The following is a 15,557-nucleotide window of genomic DNA, read 5'->3' on the forward strand; positions in this document are numbered from 1 at the left end:
TTATCGACGCGCGCCGGCCCTTGCAGCGTTGCAAAAAGCACGGCCGCCTGCCGTGTTCGTTGAAAACGGCAGGCGGCTCGTTCGTCGCTTGATTTCAATGATCCGCTAGCTTGCCGGAAATCGAACGCACCGCGAATGCGCCGATCACCATGAACACCGCAACCGCATAAAGACCGATGCTGTTGTTATGCGTCGTGACATTGAGCCACCCGACCATATACGGCGAAACGAAACCCGCGAGATTGCCTACGCAATTGATTCCCGCGATGCCCGCCGCCGCCGAGGTTCCCGCAAGAAACGCAGCCGGAATGCCCCAGAACAGCGACAGCGCGGACAAGATTCCAGCGGCCGCCACACTCAACGCAATGACCGCAAGCACGGGTTGCTGTCCCACGTATCCGCTTGCCGCAAAGCCTATTGCACCGATCACGAGCGCAATGGAGAAGTGCATGCGCCGGGAGCGGAACTTGTCGGCGCTGATGCCCGTGAGAATGATCGCGGGAATCGCGACGATATACGGAATCGCCGAGAGCCAGCCGATCACTTCGACGTTCTTGAGCCCTGTGTCCTTGATGATCGACGGCAGCCAGAAGCTGATGCCATAGAGGCCGATGATCTGGCAGAAGTAAAACGCCGGCAAGCTTCCAGATGTTGCGGTCGGAAAGGAACGCGCGGGCGTCGTGGTGCGCGGTCTTGTCGCCTTCCTCGCGCTCGACTGCTTGCGTCACGAGACGCTTCTCGTCGTCGGTGAGCCAGCGTGCCTTGCTTGGCTTGTCGACCATCATGAAGAGCACGGCGAAACCCACGATAAACGCTGGAATTGCTTCGATGAGGAAGAGCCATTGCCACGCCGACATCACGGCCGAATGCTTGAACGCGGTCAGTATCCAGCCCGACAACGGACCCCCCACGATGCCGGCAAGCGGAATGGCGATGTAGTACACACCATAGGCGAAGCCGCGTTTTCTCGCCGGGAACCAGTACGTCAGATACAGCATGATGCCCGGTGAGAAACCCGCTTCCGCGATGCCGAGGACGAAGCGCACGAGATAGAACTGAAACGGCGTCTTGACCACGAGCGTGAGCGCCGAAACGATCGCCCACGTGATCATGATGCGCGCAATCCAGCGCCGCGCGCCCACGCGATGCAGGATGAGATTGCTGGGTACCTCGAAGATGAAGTAGCCGATAAAGAAGATACCGGCACCGAGGCCATACACCGCATCGGAAAAGCCGAGATCGGAAAGCATCTGCAGCTTCGCGAAGCCCACGTTGACGCGGTCCAGATAGTTGCAGAGATAGCAGAGCACGATGAACGGCATGATGCGCCACGTGATCTTGCGGTAGACGTCCGCACTGCCTGCTTGCGTAACGCCGAGAGTTTCGCTGATTTGGCTCATGTCTCCTCCGTCGCCCTTTGCCGGGCGTTTAGAGATGGCGAACGCCCGGACCATGAGATGGACCGGGCGTGCCGCGGATCAAAATGTCTTCATCGATGAACTAGCTCGCGAGCTTTTGCGCCGGTAGTTCAAGCTTCATCTCGGCGCGAAAGAATTCTTCCATCTCGCGTCGTACCCGCACGGCTTCCTTGCTTGCGTCGAATGCCACATCGCTCCAGCGCACGGGTTGTCCCGCAGGCACGGCGCGTTGCAGCACCATGTTGTGCGCAAGGCCGATAGGCAACGCACCCAGCAGCAACGAGTCCGCAGCGGGCATCAGTTTGCCGTACACGGTGTGGCCGCCTTCGCCGTCGAGCCGCTCGCCCGCGCGCAGATCGCGCTTCGCGGTGGCGGCGACATCGCCATGAAAGCCAGTTGTCGCGCCGGTTGCTTCGCCACGCACGGCGATGCTCGCGATCGACTGGCCCAGTTCCAGGCCGATCAGGTGATACGGCTTGTACATGGCGGCGAAGCGACCCGTGCTGTCGGTCTTGAGACCGTACTGCGAGAAGCAGTCGCGCACGTAGTCCGTGGGGGCTTCGATGACGACGTAGACGCCCCAGCGCAGATCGCGGAACACGGGGCGCCCATCGCGTTCCAGCGACGACACTACTTCCACGCTACCGCGATGCGGCAGGATCCCGCCTTCCGATGCGGGACGCAGCACGCTTGGCAGATCGTCCACGCCGCATGCGGGGAACGCGAGGCCGTCGGCGGGCGGACGCAGATCGCATCCGTTGGAAACAGCGGCCATCTCGAGCGCGGACTTGGTGCCGTCGAGAAACGAGTTGAACATCTGCGCGTTGAAGTCGCCGGAGCCGACCTGTTCCTCGGTGAACCCGTAATGGCCCCACACGGTATCGGGCGTCGACTGATGGTAGATCGGCAGATACTTCGTGCCCTTGCCCGCGCAGATCACATCGAAGCCGATGGTGCGTGCCCAGTCCACGAGTTCCGCGATGAGCGCGGGCTGATCGCCCGAAGCCATCGAATAGATGATGCCCGCCTCTCGTGCGCGGCGTGCGAGCAGCGGGCCTGCGAGCACATCGGCTTCCACGTTCACCATGACGATGTGCTTGCGATGCTTGCAGCACAGCAGCGCGTGATGAATGCCCGCGGCAGGGCTGCCCGTTGCATCGATCACGATATCGACATGATCGCTTGCGATCATGGCATCGGCGTCGTCGGTGATATAGGTCGAGCCGTTGCCGATGGCTTCGTTCCACGATGCCGCCGAATAACGCGCCTCTTCCCAGCCCACACGTTTGAGCGCGGCACGCGCGCGCTCGGGCGAGAGATCGGCCACGCCGGTGAGATGAATGCCGGGCGTGCGCGGCGCTTGCGAGAGATACATCGAACCGAATTTGCCCGCACCGATCAGGCCGACCTTGACCGGCTTGCCTTCCTGCGCGCGCGCCTTGAGTTTCGCAATGAGCGACATGCTGTTTGTCTCCATTCAGGCTTTCGTGTCGTGACGATCGAGCCGCATCGTCTGCTCCGCATTCGCAGAGTTGAAGAAAAGATAGCAGCGTGTTTCTTGCAATAGAATGGGCAAATCGGCAATCGCTCTGTGCAGAAATCCTCATGCGTGGTTTCGACTGGGACGACATTCAGGCATTTCTCGCCATTTCGCGCGCGGGCAGACTCACCGTGGCCGCGCAGCAAATGGGCGTGGATCATTCGACCCTGAGCCGGCGTGTGGCCGCGCTTGAAACTGCACTCGGTGTGCGACTGTTCAACCGCAGTTCCTTAGGGTTTGTGCTGACCCCCGAAGGCGAACGCGTACTGAGCGATGCGGAAGGCATGGAAAGTCTTGCATTGCACATGCGGCATCGTCTCGAAGATGCGTCCATTGGTCTGACGGGAAGCGTGCGCATCGGCACGCCGGAAGGCTTCGGTACTTACTTTCTCGCGCCGCGTATTTCCAAGCTCTCGGCCATGCATCCGCAACTCGAGATCGAATTGATCGCGAATCCGCGCATGTTCAGTCTTTCGAAGCGCGAAGCCGATCTCGCTGTCAGCATGACGCGGCCGGCGCAAGGGCGCGTCTATGCGCACAAGCTCACGGACTATGCGTTGGGCGTCTATGCCGCGCGCGAATATCTCGCGACACATGCGGCAATCGTCACGCGTCGCGATCTGCTCACGCATCCGTGGGTCGGCTATGTCGAGGACCAGATGTGGTCCGCTGAACTGAACTATCTGCCGCAGGTATCGAGCACGCTCACGCCGACCATTCGCATCTCCAACGTGATCAGTCAGACGGCCGCCGTCGCGGGCGGCGTGGGTCTCGGCGTGCTGCCGTGTTTCATGGCGCGCAGGGAACCGAATCTGGTGCGGCTTTTTGCGGATCAAATTGCGCTGAGTCGCTCTTACTGGCTCGTGACGCTTGCCGAAACGCGCGATGTCGCACGCGTCAAACTGCTTGCGGATTTCATTCGCACCGAGTGCCAAGGCACGTGGTTTCTCGAAGAATAAACGCCCGGCCGCACGTGCCAGGTGATGTATTCATCTAGACGTCTCATCAGCGTCACTTTCTCGTCATGTTGCCTTTCTAGAATTTGCCCAACGTTACAGCGGCAGACGAGGAAAGCCATGGACGCAATTCGTATCGAGCGTCTCACCAAGACGTTTCGCAATGGCCGCAAGGCGCTTGATGCCGTCGATCTGCGCGTGGAAGAGGGCGAAATGGTCGCGCTCATCGGTGCGTCGGGCTCGGGCAAATCGACGCTCTTGCGCCATATCGCGGGTTTTATCGCATCGGATGCGGCGCCCTCGCATGTGACGCTGCTCGGCAGGCCGATTCAGCAGAACGGCAAGATCGTGCGTGAAGTGCGCGCCATTCGTCGCGATGTGGCCTTCGTGTTTCAACAGTTCAATCTGGTGGGACGTCTTTCGGTAATCACCAACGTACTCATCGGCGCGCTTACGCGTGTGTCGCTATGGCGGCGTCTCTCAGGGCGTTTTCCGCGCGACGAACGCGCGCTGGCGATGGACTCGCTTACCGCGATGGGTATTGGCGAACATGCGCTCGAACGCGCGAGCAACCTGTCGGGCGGACAGCAGCAACGTGCGGCGCTCGCGCGTGCACTCGTGCAGCGTGCGCGCATCGTGCTCGCGGATGAACCAATTGCCTCGCTAGATCCTGAATCTGCGCGGCGCGTGATGGAGCTCATGCAGTCGCTAAATCGCGATCACAGACTCACGGTGATCGTGTCGCTGCATCAGATCGACATAGCGATGAAGTACTGCACGCGCACGGTTGCCTTGCGCGATGGCCGCGTGGTCTACGACGGCGCATCCGCGAAGCTCACGCCCATGCTGTTGCGCGAACTGTACGGCGCGGCCGCCGCCGAATTGCTGGCCGATCACGACGAGCGTGAACATCCCCCCGCGACTTTTGCCTCTGTCGCCACATCCTGAATCGCAATCAAACTACGGACCGCATCTCCATGAAATCAGCCCGTACCTTCCTGGCCGGCGCGGCACTCGCGTCATGCTTCATGAGCTCAGTGGCCTTTGCCGATACGCTCAGCTTCGGCATCATCTCGACGGATTCTTCGTCGGCGCTCAAGCAACGCTGGCAACCGCTCATCGACGATCTGAACAAACAGACCGGTCTCGATGTGAAGGCGTATTTCGCCACGGACTATGCGGGCATTATCGAAGCAATGCGCTTCAACAAGGTGCAGATCGGCTTCTTCGGCAATGCGTCCGCCATCGAAGCGGTGGACCGCTCCAACGGCGAAGTCTTTGCGAAGGTCAAGTACAAGAGCGGCGAGGCGGGCTACTATTCCGTGCTCATCACGAACGCCAACAGCAAGTGGAAGAGCGTCGATCAGGTGCTGAAGAACAGCCACGATATCAATTTGGGCTTCGGCGATCCGAACTCCACTTCCGGCACGCTGGTGCCTTCATATTATCTCTTCGCGAAGAACGGGCTTTCGGCGAAGACCTCGTTCAAGAGCGTGTTGCCTTCGAGCCATGAAGCCAACATGCTCGCGGTCGTCAACGACAAGATCGATGTCGCGACCAACAACACCGACATGCTCGACACCATCAAGACGCAGCATCCCGAGCTATATCCGAAGGTGCGTGTGCTGTGGAAGTCGCCGCTCATCGCGTCGGACCCGCTTGTGTGGCGTCGCGATCTGCCGCAGATAACGAAGGACAAGCTGCTGAACTTCTTCGTTCACTACGGCGAAAAGGACCCGCGCGAACAGTCCGTGATGACGGCTATCTCCGGCTATTCGGGCTTCGCGGCATCGTCCAATGCGCAGCTCGTGCCCATTCGTCAGATGGCGCTCTTTCAGAAGAAGGAACAGGTGCAGAACAACGCTCATCTGGATGACGCCGACAAGAAAGCGCAAATCGCATCGCTCGATCAGCAGTTGTCCGCTCTCGATGGCTCGGCGGCGAAGTGATGAAGCCGCTCGATATCTCGACCTTTGCCGCGGGCGTGAGCAAGCCCGAGGAAGCGCCTGTGCAAGCGCCGCGCGGCAAGCGTAGCTGGGTGTCGATGCTCGGCTGGATCGTGCTTATCGCGGTACTCGGCGCGTCGTGGCAAAGTGCGGACATGCGTCCGCTCGATCTGCTCGGCGCATCCGGCAACATGAGTCAGTTCGCGCGCGACTTCTTTCCGCCCGACTTCACGGAATGGCGCATGTACGCGCACGAGATGATCGTGACGCTTGCCGTCGCTGTCTGGGGCACGGCGCTCGCGCTCATTTGCGCGGTGCCTTGCGGCTTGCTGTCGGCGCAGAACATCGCGCCGGTGTGGATCGCGCAACCAGTGCGGCGGCTCATGGACGCGTGCCGCGCGATCAACGAGATGGTCTTCGCGATGCTGTTCATCGTCGCGGTCGGGCTGGGGCCGTTTGCAGGCGTGCTCGCGCTGTGGGTGCATACCACGGGCGTGCTGGCGAAGCTCTTCGCCGAAGCGGTCGAAGCGGTGGATGCGCGTCCCGCCGAGGGCGTGCGCGCCACGGGGGCGAGCAGTCTCGACGAGATCGTGTATGGCGTGTTGCCTCAAGTGCTGCCGCTGTGGATTTCGTTCGCGCTGTATCGATTCGAGTCGAACGTGCGCTCGGCGATGGTCGTCGGCATGGTTGGCGCGGGTGGTATCGGCGTAGTGCTTTACGAGGCCATCCGCTCGTTCAACTACGCGCAGACCGCAGCGGTCATGTTGATCGTCGTGGTGATCGTATCGCTGATCGATCTGGCGTCGGGATGGGTGCGCGAGCGCGTGATCTAGAAGGCGTTATCGAAGCGACTTGAGCGCCTGCTTCATGCGGCGCTTTTGTTGCTTCTTCAAAGTACGCAAGGCTGGCTTCGCGGCGGCGGCATTGGGCAAGGCGTCGCTCTTGTCGAGGAGATCGCGGCTTGCAACGACATCGTTCAATGCGCCCAGATGCTTTTGCAGACGCTTCAGCTGTTTTAATCCACCGCGTTCCTTCTCGGCAAGCAGGGGCATGAAGAACTCGATCAGATAGCGCACTTTCTTACCCGCTTTGCGCACTTCGTGCAGCGCGGCATATTCCGGGCGCTTCACTTGCCGCGCGCGCTTGATGCGTTTCTTCAACTGCCTTCGCGCGTTTCGAACTCTGTCAGAAGCGAATTGCTCGATAGCCACGCGCTTTTTTGCAGTGTTGAGTTCGCGGTTGGCTTCCGCCACGGCTTCGCGCAAGACGCCCTTGATATCCGCGTTATTGAGTGTCTCTTTACTGGTCCTCAATGCTGCATCGCGATGGCCGCGCAATGCCTGCGCGAGATCCGTGTCTTCATGCTCACTCATCAATTCGATCAGGATGTCCCAATCGCGCGTGCTGCCGGCTGCCTGCGCGAGATAACGCAAGAGGGCGCGCTGCTTGTCGTCGAAGGCATCGTCGAGGATCGGCCGATACGCCCAAAAGAGACTGCGCAGACGCCGTAGCGCTATCCTGAGCTTGTGCAGTGTTTCGGCATCATCGCTCTGTTCCAGTTCATGCGCGTGCTGCAGCGCTTCTTCAACGAGCGGTGAGGCATAGGTGCGAAACTGCGATTCGGCGGTGACGCCTGACAACGTGTCTTTCGATCGTCCGGATTTCATAGGTAATCTTTTATCGAAGGAATGTCGTGGGCGTTCGCAAGAAACGTTCCGGCGATTATGAGCCGGTCTCTTCTATAGCGCGGAGAAATTGCGTGCCCGCGTCGGCCAGAAGCCCGGAGTTGTCGATGTTCACCACGCGCGCATGCCTGGGCAGTTCGAGGGAAGGACGGCGCGCAAGACGCGCTTCGATCTGCCGCGCGTCTTCACGTCCGCGCCTTGCTAACCGCGCGGCCAGCACTGCGGGCGCGGCATCGATATAAACGAAGCATGCATGCGGATAGCGGGCGAGGGCGGCATCCGCGTGTTGACGCGAACCGTTCACGACCACCGGTCTGCCGCGTTCGAGCCATGCATCCACTTCGATGCCAATGCCATAGCACAGGCCGTGACTTTCCCAATGCATCGAGAAAAGTCCATACGAAAGACGCGCCTTGAATTCTTCATGCGTCAACGCAATGTGGTTCTCGCCGTCGCCGACCGCACGCGTGATGTACCGATGCGCGAACATCACGCGTGCGCCGACGCGTTCGCGCGCAAAGCCGAGCAGCGAGTCCTTGCCCGCGCCCGACGGGCCCATGACATAGATGAGTCGTGCGCTATCGAGTGTGTCGTTCTGGCTCATGCCCCTTCCCGTACGTTGTTGAACGGCAGCCGCTGCCACCAGGTGAACGGCGCGCCCGGTGCGCTTTCCACGAAAAGCGCCGCGCCATGCACAGGCAGCGCGCCGAGCGTGTCGATCTTGCGCGTCCATGCCGATACGACCGAACCGCGCGCGTGGGTGTCATCGAGCGAATCGCAGAGGGTCATGTGGAAGCGGTATTCATCGAAGACATAGGGATAGCCCCATTCACGTACGAGCGCGATTTGCCGCTCGCTCATGCCGTCGACAATGCGCCGCTCGATGTCCCCTGCCGATGGCATCGCGCGAACTGCTGCGAGCGCTTGCAGCGCGCTTGCGGCCATTTCGCGCAAGCGTTCGTCGTCGTTTTCCTCCGATGCGCGCAACGCCACGAAGCGGCCCATTTCCGCTACGCGCACCGGCATCTCAAAGCGCGTGACCGACGACGCCCAGGCACGCGCGGCCGCGAGCACATCGGCGGGTTGCACGCCGCTCGCGCAATGGAACGGCGGCACGATGGTCGCATGCCAACCATAGCGGCGCGGCGCGCGTGTGATGTCGTGCGCTGCCGTTTCCATCGAGAGTCCGCTTTCCGCGTCGCGCCCGAGCCATTCGCAACCAGCACGCCACCATGCGGATGCGGCGGGCGGCGCGTAATACAGTGCGATGCGCGCTTCGTCACTCCATGCAGCGCTCATAGATCGTGCTCGACCATCAACTGCACGCGATCTGCCGCGAAGTGAGTCACGCCGTACTTGACGGGCACGCCGCGTTCATCGACATCCACATTCTCGACCCACAGCACCGGCTGCTGCCGGTTGATCTGCAAGCGCCGCGCGACATCCGACGAAGGCAACACGCTGCCGATACGGCTCCACTTGCGCATATAGTCCTTGACGCCGAACTCCGCGAGCGCCGCAGTGATGCCGCCTGTCGCTTCGATCACCGTGGGAAGCTCGGGAAAACGCGCGGCGGGATACCAGTTGCGTGCGTAGGTCAGCGGCACGGCGTCGGAGTCATGACGCGTTTCGAGCTGATAGACGAGCGTGCCCGCACGCAGAGCGAGCGCCTTCGCGACGGTAGGGTCGGCCTTCACGCGTTCGGAAGAGAGCACGACGCCCGTGGACGTCTGCTTCTGACGGCGAATGTTTTCCGTGAAGCGCGTGCGCCTGCCGATTTGATAGTCGATCGCTCCAGGCTGCACGAAGGTGCCGCGTCCCTGTTCGACGCTTACGAGACCCGTTGCGGCAAGACGCAGCATGGCGCGGCGCACGGTATGACGATTCACGTCGAAGCGCCGCGCCAGTTCCGCTTCGCTCGGCAGACGGCCTTCCTCGCCGAAGCTCTTCGAGGCGATCTCCGCCGAGAGTATTTGCTCGATCTGCCGCCAGACCGCGACCCCCGCGCCGCGTTCGACGGCGTGTCCCGGCGCCGCGTTTTCGTTCGATGTCATGTAGGTGTCATTCCCGTCGGTTTGAATATCGCTGTTGGGCATTGTAGTGCGCAAATGGTGATGGAAATATGAAAGCCCACTTATCCAGACGTCTAGACGACCAGACGAAAGCCGCGTAGCTTAAGATGCCCGCAACGTACAAATCATCAGGGAAAGCCATGAGTCAGAGAGAGGAGCCGCGCGACGAGGCTCGTTCGTTCGACCGCCGCGAATGGATGGCGGTGCTGGCGCGCACGCCGCGCGAGAGTTTGCAGGCCGCGCTCGAAGGCATGAGTGTGCCGCGCTTCGACTGGTTGCGCGCGCCGGATATCGGCCTGGCAATGGTGCGGGCGCGCATCGGCGGCTCGGGAGATGCCTTCAATCTCGGCGAGACTACCGTCACGCGCGCCACGCTGCGTTTGCATATGGACGACGGCAGCGCGCCGGTCGGTGTCGCGGTGCATATGGGCCGCGACAAGGAGCGCGCGAAGCTTGCAGCGTTGATCGACGCGCTGCTGCAGACGCCCGCGCATGCGCAGCGCTTGCAGACGGAAGTGATCGCACCGTTGGCCGCGCGTCTCGCCGACGAACGGCGCCGCAAGGAAGCGGAAGCGGCTACGACCAAGGTCGAATTCTTTACGATGGTGAGAGGGGAATGATGCAGATCGACATGGCCGCTCTTGTGCCCGGCTTCAACGACCCGGTGCACGATGCCCAACGCGTCTTTCGCGCTTTGCTGGAAGCGTTGTCGCGTCCGGGCAGCATCGTCGCGATCGATGCCGCGTTGCCGAACAATCACGCCATGCGCGATGCGCTTGCACACCGCGTGCCGCTTGCAGCTTTCGCGTCGCTGCTCGCGCTCGCCGATTATTCGACGCCTGTATTCATCGAAGGCGGGAACGCCGCATTCGGCGATGCCTTGCGCTTTCATGCAAGCGCGCCGCTCACGCCGAATCACAGCGAAGCCGCGTTCGCCTATCTCGGCGATGCAGCCGCGTTGCCCGCGCTCGATGCCTTCTCGTCGGGCGAACCGGAAACGCCGGAAGATGCGGCGACGCTTTTCATTCGCGTGCCTTCGTTGACCGAAGGCGAGCCGCTCGTGTGGCGCGGTCCGGGGATCGAAGACAAGCGCAGTGTCGCCATTGCGGGACTCACGCGCGAGTTCTGGCAACAGCGCGCGGCGCTGACCGCGCAGTTTCCATGCGGCATGGATTGTTATTTCGTGGCGGGCGGCGCGCTCGTCGGCTTGCCGCGCACGACGCAAGTGGAGGTGAACTAATGTACGTCGCGGTGAAGGGTGGCGAAAGAGCCATCGAACGTTCATGGGATGTGCTCGCCAAGCATCGGCGCGGTGACTTGCAGGTGCCCGAGCTGAGCGTCGCGCAGATTCGCGAGCAGTTGCGTCTCGCGGTGGCGCGCGTGATGACCGAAGGCTCGGTCTACGATGAAGAACTCGCGGCGCTCGCCATCAAGCAGGCGGCAGGCGATCTGGTCGAGGCGATTTTTCTGCTGCGTGCGTATCGCACGACGTTGCCGCGCTTTGGCTACACCTTGCCCGTGGACACGGCAGCGATGTGCGTGGAACGGCGCATCTCCGCTGCGTTCAAGGATATTCCGGGCGGGCAGATGCTGGGCGGCACCTACGATTACACCCAGCGTTTGATCGACTTCAGCTTGCTGGCCGAAGGGGAAGTGGTTAGCGATGCAACGACTTCCAGCGACCACGCCGAAGCCACGAACGATATGCCGCGTGTGTTGTCGATGCTCAACAACGAAGGGCTGATCGAGCAGGAACGCGCGCAGGAAGATTCACCGGAGCCGGGCGACCTCTCGCGCGAACCGCTTGCGTTTCCCGCTGATCGTGCAACGCGTCTGCAAAACCTTGCACGCGGCGACGAAGGCTTTCTGCTGGCAATGGGATACGCCACGCAACGCGGCTACGCACACAGCCATCCATTCGCAGGCGAGATTCGTCACGGTGAAGTGGCCGTGGAAATGCATATCGATGAGCTCGGTTTTGCGGTGGAGATCGGCGATATCGACATCTCCGAATGCCAGATGATCAACCAGTTCTCGGGCAGCGGCGAAGTGCCACCGAAGTTCACGCAAGGCTATGGTCTCGCGTTTGGGCATTCGGAGCGCAAGGCCATGGCCATGGCGCTCGTCGATCGTGCCTTGCGAGCGGAAGAGTTGGGCGAGAGCATCGGCTCACCCACGCAGGATGTCGAGTTCGTGCTCTCGCATAGCGACAACGTCGAGGCATCGGGCTTCGTGCAGCACTTGAAACTGCCGCATTACGTCGACTTTCAGTCGGAGTTGGAATTGCTGCGGCGACTTCGTGCATCGCACGGCAAGGAGAAGACGGCATGAATAACGCGCTGACCGAAGGCTATAACTTCGCTTATCTGGACGAGCAGACCAAGCGCATGATTCGTCGCGCCTTGCTCAAGGCCGTTGCGGTGCCGGGGCATCAGGTGCCGTTCGCCTCGCGTGAAATGCCGCTGCCGTATGGTTGGGGCACGGGCGGTTTGCAGGTGACGTCGGCGATCATCGGCGCGGACGATACGCTCAAGGTGATCGATCAGGGCTCCGACGAAACCACCAACGCGGTCAACATTCGCCGCTTCTTCGCGCGCACGGCGGGCGTGGCAACGACCACGCGCACCGCGGACGCCACCATCGTGCAAACACGTCACCGCATTCCTGAAACGCCGCTCACGGAAGCGCAGATTCTCGTGTACCAGGTGCCGATGCCCGAACCGCTCTACAGGCTGGAGCCGCGCGTGACGGAGTGCAGGAAACTGCATGCGCTCGCGGACTACGGTCTCATCAACGTGAAATATTACGAGGATATCGTGCAGCACGGCAGCATTGCGACGACCTACGATTATCCAGTGCTGGTGAACGATCGCTACCTCGCGGCGCCTTCGCCTATTCCGAAGTTCGACAATCCGAAGATGCACATGAACGCGGCGCTGCAACTCTTCGGCGCGGGACGCGAGCGGCGCATCTACGCCATTCCGCCTTATACGAAGGTGAAGAGTTTGGATTTCGAAGATCATCCATTCAGCGTGCAGAAGTGGGACCATGCGTGCGCGCTGTGCGGGTCGCGTGAGAGCTTTCTCGATGAAATGATCGTCGACGACGAAGGTGCGCGCATGTTCGTATGCTCCGATAGCGACTATTGTCACAGCCGCCGCGACGAGCAAGAGGCAAAGGAGGCGGCGCAATGAAGACGCTCTTGAATGCGCGCGGACTCACCAAACGCTACGACGGACGCGGCGGTTGCGTCGATGTGGACCTTGCGGTCTATCCGGGCGAGGTGCTGTGCATCGTGGGCGAGTCGGGTTCGGGCAAGTCGACTCTATTGAACGCGCTTGCGCTCAGAAGCAGCATCGACGAAGGTGCGCTCGACTACACCACGCGTGAAGGCGAAACGCTGGATCTGCTCACGCTCAGCGAGCCACGCAAGCGACTTTTGTCACGCACGGAATGGGGCTTCGTGCATCAGAATGCACGCGATGGATTACGGCGCAACGTGTCGGCGGGCGCGAACATCGGCGAGCCGTTGATGGCCATCGGCGCGCGCCACTATGGCCGTTTGCGCGAGACGGCTTCGGACTGGATGGGCCGTGTCGAGCTCGATGCGACGCGCATCGACGAATTGCCTTCGGCTTTTTCGGGCGGGATGCAGCAGCGCTTGCAGATCGCGCGCAATCTCGTGACCGGGCCGCGACTCGTCTTCATGGACGAACCTACCGCCGGTCTCGACGTATCCGTGCAGGCGCGTCTGCTCGACTTGCTGCGTACCTTGACGAACCAGCTGCATCTCGCCGCTGTAATCGTCACGCACGATATCGGCGTGGCACGCTTGCTCGCGCATCGGTTGATGGTGATGAAGGACGGGCGCGTGGTGGAGAGCGGTCTCACGGATCAGGTATTGGATGATCCGCAACATCCTTATACGCAGACGCTGGTGGCGTCCGTGCTGCCGGTTTGAGGTGCAACAGATGACTACGACAGACGAAGAAGCGTTCGCCGCGCGCACGGAGCTAATGCTGCGCGCACGCGACATAGAAAAGACCTTCACGCTGCATCAGCAGGGCGGTGTGCGCATCGTAGCGCTCGCGGGTGTATCGCTCGATGTGGAACGCGGCGAATGCGTGGTGCTCGCGGGCGCTTCAGGCGCCGGCAAAAGCACGTTTCTGCGTTGCATGTACGGCAATTATCTCGCGACGCGCGGCAGTATCGCCATTCGCGACGAAAGCCGCGCTTCGCGACATCTCGTGCTGACCGAAGCCGAGCCGCACGACATCATCCGCTTGCGCAAAAGCACGCTCGGTTACGTGAGCCAGTTTCTCCGCGCCATCCCGCGTGTCTCTTCGCTCGATCTCGTCGCGGAACCGCTGGTCTCGCGCGGCGTCGATGCAGACGAAGCACGTGAGCGCGCGTGCGTCCTGCTCGCAAGGCTGAACGTACCGCGACGCTTATGGTCGCTCGCGCCCGCGACGTTTTCCGGCGGCGAGCAACAGCGTGTGAACATTGCGCGCGGGCTGATCGCGGCGCATCCTGTCTTATTGCTCGATGAGCCCACGGCGTCGCTCGATGCACAGAACCGCGACGTCGTGGCCGATCTCATCGTCGAGGCGCGCGAGCGGGGCGCGGCCATCGTCGGTATCTTTCACGACGAAGATACGCGTGAGCGCGTGGCAACCCGCATCGTGCGCCTTGCAACACCGGTAGTGGTCAACTCATCCGAAGACGGAGCATTGCAGACATGCTGATTACGAATGCGCGCATCGTCACGCGCAACGAGGAATTCACGGGCACGGTGCGCATCGAGGAGGGCTGTATCGCGGATGTATCGCCGGGAAATACGGCGACGCGCGACGCGTTGAACTGGGACGGCGACTATCTGCTGCCGGGCTTCGTCGAACTGCATACGGACAACATCGAAAAGCATCTCGCGCCGCGTCCCGGCGTGCTGTGGAATCACGAAGCGGCGATCATCGTGCATGACGCGCAAGTGGCTTCGGCCGGCATTACGACCGTGTTCGATGCGCTCGGTGTGGGCTCCCGTCCCGAAGACGGCGTGCGTGGCCGCGAACTTCAAGTGCGTTGCGCGCATTCCATCGGCAAGTTCGTCGAACGCGGACTCTTGCGCGCCGATCACTTCCTGCACTTGCGTTGCGAAGTCGGCACGACGGACGTGGTCGAGGTATTCGATTCACTGAGCGCGCATCCGCTCTTCAGGCTCGCATCGGTGATGGACCATACGCCGGGTCAGCGCCAGTGGCAGGACCATGAAAAGTGGCGCAAGTATCAGGAACGTCACGGCAAGTGGAGCGACGAACACGCGAATGACGTGCTCGCGCAACTGGCCGAGCATCAGGCGCGTTACGCGGCGGCGCATCGTGCGGACATCGTCGCGCGTTGTCAGCGCTTGGGCATCTCGCTTGCAAGCCACGACGACACGCTCATCGAGCATGTGAAAGAAGCCGCGCGCGACGGCATTGCGCTCGCGGAATTCCCGACCACGCTCGATGCAGCCCGTGCCGCGCGCGAACATGGCATCGCCACGATCATGGGCGCACCGAACGTCGTGCGTGGCGGCTCGCACTCGGGCAACGTGTCGGCACTCGAACTCGCTCGCGAAGGGTTGCTCGACATCCTCTCGTCCGATTACGTGCCTTCGAGCCTGCTCATCGCAGTGTTCGATCTCGTCGAGAAGGCGGGATGGACCTTGCCGCGCGCGGTGGCCACGGTTTCTTGGGCACCCGCGCACGCGGCCGGACTCGCCGACCGTGGGGCCATCGTGACGGGCTTGCGCGCCGACTTCGTGCGCGTCGCGCTGGCGGACGGTCTGCCTGTGCCGCGCGAGACTTATCGCAACGGGCAGCGCGTTTCTTAAAACGCCGACAGCCCCGCGCAAGGCAACCGACATACACGGGTAAGCCCGCGTTGCGAAGGCATGCAGAC

General features: G+C 61.7%; 16 protein-coding genes and 1 pseudogene. 11 read left to right on the forward strand and 6 right to left on the reverse strand.

Annotated features, from left to right (window positions below; genetic code table 11):
* Positions 1–94: 94 nt before the first annotated feature.
* Both P9292_RS14845 and P9292_RS14850 read right to left on the reverse strand, forming a co-directional pair.
* Positions 95–1,400 (reverse strand): annotated as a pseudogene (locus tag P9292_RS14845) (MFS transporter).
* 100 nt (positions 1,401–1,500) lie between these two features.
* On the reverse strand, positions 1,501–2,880 hold the full coding sequence (locus P9292_RS14850) for an SAF domain-containing protein (protein WP_309848390.1): 1,380 nt from the start codon (positions 2,878–2,880) through the stop codon (positions 1,501–1,503).
* Between the two features lie 143 nt (positions 2,881–3,023).
* Between P9292_RS14850 and P9292_RS14855 the strand changes: the two genes are divergently transcribed.
* The 4 genes from P9292_RS14855 to phnE all read left to right on the forward strand — a co-directional run bounded on the left by P9292_RS14855 (position 3,024) and on the right by phnE (position 6,693).
* Positions 3,024–3,917 carry a LysR family transcriptional regulator gene (locus tag P9292_RS14855; RefSeq protein WP_309959743.1) on the forward strand — a complete coding sequence of 298 codons (894 nt, stop codon included), beginning with the start codon at positions 3,024–3,026 and terminating at the stop codon, positions 3,915–3,917.
* Between the two features lie 117 nt (positions 3,918–4,034).
* Complete coding sequence (gene phnC, locus P9292_RS14860; RefSeq protein ID WP_309959744.1) at positions 4,035–4,862, forward strand: phosphonate ABC transporter ATP-binding protein; 828 nt, start codon at positions 4,035–4,037, stop codon at positions 4,860–4,862.
* Between the two features lie 29 nt (positions 4,863–4,891).
* Entirely contained in the window at positions 4,892–5,863 is a 972-nt protein-coding gene (phnD, locus tag P9292_RS14865) for a phosphonate ABC transporter substrate-binding protein (protein WP_309959746.1), read from the forward strand.
* Positions 5,864–5,958: 95 nt separating this feature from the next.
* Positions 5,959–6,693, forward strand: coding sequence for a phosphonate ABC transporter, permease protein PhnE (gene phnE, locus P9292_RS14870; protein WP_409015379.1), 735 nt, complete (start codon positions 5,959–5,961; stop codon positions 6,691–6,693).
* Between the two features lie 6 nt (positions 6,694–6,699).
* Here phnE and P9292_RS14875 read toward each other — a convergent pair whose 3' ends face one another.
* The 4 genes from P9292_RS14875 to phnF are packed head-to-tail and all read right to left on the reverse strand — an operon-like array spanning position 6,700 to position 9,599.
* Positions 6,700–7,527, reverse strand: a complete 828-nt coding sequence (locus tag P9292_RS14875) for a CHAD domain-containing protein (protein ID WP_309959750.1) — start codon at positions 7,525–7,527, stop codon at positions 6,700–6,702.
* Positions 7,528–7,582: 55 nt separating this feature from the next.
* Positions 7,583–8,149: a phosphonate metabolism protein/1,5-bisphosphokinase (PRPP-forming) PhnN gene (gene phnN, locus P9292_RS14880; RefSeq protein WP_250527010.1), complete on the reverse strand. Its 567-nt coding sequence runs from the start codon at positions 8,147–8,149 to the stop codon at positions 7,583–7,585.
* Entirely contained in the window at positions 8,146–8,844 is a 699-nt protein-coding gene (locus tag P9292_RS14885; protein ID WP_309959753.1) for a DUF1045 domain-containing protein, read from the reverse strand. Before P9292_RS14885 ends, phnN begins: the two co-directional genes overlap by 4 nt.
* Positions 8,841–9,599: a phosphonate metabolism transcriptional regulator PhnF gene (gene phnF, locus P9292_RS14890; protein ID WP_250467518.1), complete on the reverse strand. Its 759-nt coding sequence runs from the start codon at positions 9,597–9,599 to the stop codon at positions 8,841–8,843. The genes P9292_RS14885 and phnF overlap by 4 nt, the downstream gene beginning before the upstream one ends.
* Positions 9,600–9,757: 158 nt before the next feature.
* Between phnF and phnG the strand changes: the two genes are divergently transcribed.
* Genes phnG through P9292_RS14925 form a run of 7 tightly spaced genes read left to right on the forward strand, consistent with a single transcriptional unit; the run spans position 9,758 to position 15,489 of the window.
* A complete protein-coding gene (phnG, locus tag P9292_RS14895) occupies positions 9,758–10,237 on the forward strand; it encodes a phosphonate C-P lyase system protein PhnG (RefSeq protein WP_250510389.1) in 480 nt (159 codons plus the stop codon).
* The gene (phnH, locus tag P9292_RS14900; RefSeq protein ID WP_309959756.1) at positions 10,234–10,857 is read left to right on the forward strand and encodes a phosphonate C-P lyase system protein PhnH; all 624 of its coding nucleotides are present in this window, start codon (positions 10,234–10,236) and stop codon (positions 10,855–10,857) included. The genes phnG and phnH overlap by 4 nt, the downstream gene beginning before the upstream one ends.
* Positions 10,857–11,948 (forward strand): carbon-phosphorus lyase complex subunit PhnI, encoded by a 1,092-nt coding sequence (locus tag P9292_RS14905; protein WP_309959758.1) that lies wholly within the window; start codon positions 10,857–10,859, stop codon positions 11,946–11,948. Before phnH ends, P9292_RS14905 begins: the two co-directional genes overlap by 1 nt.
* The gene (locus P9292_RS14910; RefSeq protein ID WP_244828776.1) at positions 11,945–12,811 is read left to right on the forward strand and encodes an alpha-D-ribose 1-methylphosphonate 5-phosphate C-P-lyase PhnJ; all 867 of its coding nucleotides are present in this window, start codon (positions 11,945–11,947) and stop codon (positions 12,809–12,811) included. The genes P9292_RS14905 and P9292_RS14910 overlap by 4 nt, the downstream gene beginning before the upstream one ends.
* Entirely contained in the window at positions 12,808–13,578 is a 771-nt protein-coding gene (phnK, locus tag P9292_RS14915; RefSeq protein ID WP_244828775.1) for a phosphonate C-P lyase system protein PhnK, read from the forward strand. The genes P9292_RS14910 and phnK overlap by 4 nt, the downstream gene beginning before the upstream one ends.
* Before the next feature lie 10 nt (positions 13,579–13,588).
* Positions 13,589–14,362 carry a phosphonate C-P lyase system protein PhnL gene (gene phnL, locus P9292_RS14920; RefSeq protein WP_309959761.1) on the forward strand — a complete coding sequence of 258 codons (774 nt, stop codon included), beginning with the start codon at positions 13,589–13,591 and terminating at the stop codon, positions 14,360–14,362.
* Entirely contained in the window at positions 14,356–15,489 is a 1,134-nt protein-coding gene (locus P9292_RS14925; RefSeq protein WP_309959764.1) for an alpha-D-ribose 1-methylphosphonate 5-triphosphate diphosphatase, read from the forward strand. Before phnL ends, P9292_RS14925 begins: the two co-directional genes overlap by 7 nt.
* Positions 15,490–15,557 lie beyond the last annotated feature (68 nt).

The sequence above is a fragment of the Caballeronia sp. LZ001 genome (genome assembly GCF_031450875.1).
Taxonomy (GTDB): Bacteria; Pseudomonadota; Gammaproteobacteria; order Burkholderiales; family Burkholderiaceae; genus Caballeronia.

Excerpts from the sequence above, each read along its gene's own strand:
- P9292_RS14850 (WP_309848390.1), bottom strand. The coding sequence starts at position 2,880 with ATGTCGCTCATTGCGAAACTCAAGGCGCGCGCGCAGGAAGGCAAGCCG.
- P9292_RS14855 (WP_309959743.1), top strand. The coding sequence starts at position 3,024 with ATGCGTGGTTTCGACTGGGACGACATTCAGGCATTTCTCGCCATTTCG.
- phnC (WP_309959744.1), top strand. The coding sequence starts at position 4,035 with ATGGACGCAATTCGTATCGAGCGTCTCACCAAGACGTTTCGCAATGGC.
- phnD (WP_309959746.1), top strand. The coding sequence starts at position 4,892 with ATGAAATCAGCCCGTACCTTCCTGGCCGGCGCGGCACTCGCGTCATGC.
- phnE (WP_409015379.1), top strand. The coding sequence starts at position 5,959 with ATGCTCGGCTGGATCGTGCTTATCGCGGTACTCGGCGCGTCGTGGCAA.
- P9292_RS14875 (WP_309959750.1), bottom strand. The coding sequence starts at position 7,527 with ATGAAATCCGGACGATCGAAAGACACGTTGTCAGGCGTCACCGCCGAA.
- phnN (WP_250527010.1), bottom strand. The coding sequence starts at position 8,149 with ATGAGCCAGAACGACACACTCGATAGCGCACGACTCATCTATGTCATG.
- P9292_RS14885 (WP_309959753.1), bottom strand. The coding sequence starts at position 8,844 with ATGAGCGCTGCATGGAGTGACGAAGCGCGCATCGCACTGTATTACGCG.
- phnF (WP_250467518.1), bottom strand. The coding sequence starts at position 9,599 with ATGACATCGAACGAAAACGCGGCGCCGGGACACGCCGTCGAACGCGGC.
- phnG (WP_250510389.1), top strand. The coding sequence starts at position 9,758 with ATGAGTCAGAGAGAGGAGCCGCGCGACGAGGCTCGTTCGTTCGACCGC.
- phnH (WP_309959756.1), top strand. The coding sequence starts at position 10,234 with ATGATGCAGATCGACATGGCCGCTCTTGTGCCCGGCTTCAACGACCCG.
- P9292_RS14905 (WP_309959758.1), top strand. The coding sequence starts at position 10,857 with ATGTACGTCGCGGTGAAGGGTGGCGAAAGAGCCATCGAACGTTCATGG.
- P9292_RS14910 (WP_244828776.1), top strand. The coding sequence starts at position 11,945 with ATGAATAACGCGCTGACCGAAGGCTATAACTTCGCTTATCTGGACGAG.
- phnK (WP_244828775.1), top strand. The coding sequence starts at position 12,808 with ATGAAGACGCTCTTGAATGCGCGCGGACTCACCAAACGCTACGACGGA.
- phnL (WP_309959761.1), top strand. The coding sequence starts at position 13,589 with ATGACTACGACAGACGAAGAAGCGTTCGCCGCGCGCACGGAGCTAATG.
- P9292_RS14925 (WP_309959764.1), top strand. The coding sequence starts at position 14,356 with ATGCTGATTACGAATGCGCGCATCGTCACGCGCAACGAGGAATTCACG.